The organism is Streptomyces cahuitamycinicus (assembly GCF_002891435.1).
Lineage (GTDB): Bacteria > Actinomycetota > Actinomycetes > Streptomycetales > Streptomycetaceae > Streptomyces > Streptomyces cahuitamycinicus.
In genome coordinates this window covers 1-616 of the sequence record NZ_POUC01000938.1, presented here as the reverse complement: position 1 = coordinate 616, position 616 = coordinate 1, and the positions used below count along the sequence as shown (strand labels likewise).

1 protein-coding gene is annotated in these 616 nt (G+C 74.7%); it reads left to right on the top strand.

From position 1 onward, the window contains the following. A partial coding sequence (locus tag C1J00_RS43980; protein ID WP_146046438.1) for a cytochrome c oxidase assembly protein occupies nucleotides 1–616 on the top strand: 616 nt, incomplete at both ends.

Below are 616 nucleotides of genomic sequence, written 5' to 3'. Positions count from 1 at the left end.
GGCCGGGTGCGGCGGGTGCTGTCCGGACGTCCGGTCCGGCTGCTGACGTTCCCCCTCGTCAGCACGGCCCTGGTGCTGGCCACCGAACTGACCGTCTACTTCACGCCGTACTTCGCCACCGCGCTGCGGGTGGGCTGGCTGCACGAGCTGATGTACCTGCACCTGCTGGCGGCCGGCTGCCTGTTCGTGCTGCCGGTGCTCACCCGCGAGCAGGCCCTGCCCGCCTGGTGCACCCACCCGGTCCGGGCGGCCCTGGTCTTCCTGGACGGGATCGTCGACGCGCTCCCCGGGCTGGTGGTCATGACGCACGGCACCCTGATCGCGGGCGCCTGGTACCTGCACCACGCGCCGCCCTGGTCCTCCGACGTCCACCACGACCAGCAGCTCGGCGGCGGCGCCATGCTGGGCGTCTCCGAACTGGCCGCGCTCCCCTTCCTGCTGGTGGTCCTCGCGCAGTGGGCGCGGGCCGAGAGGACCCAGACGGCCGTACTGGACCGGCGTCTCGACGGCGAACTCGCTCCCGCCGCCCCCGCGCAGGGGCCCGCCGTACTGGTCCGGCCCTGGTGGGAGACGGAGCAGGGCGAGGTGGCGGAGCGGGTGCGGCGGGCCCCTGCGC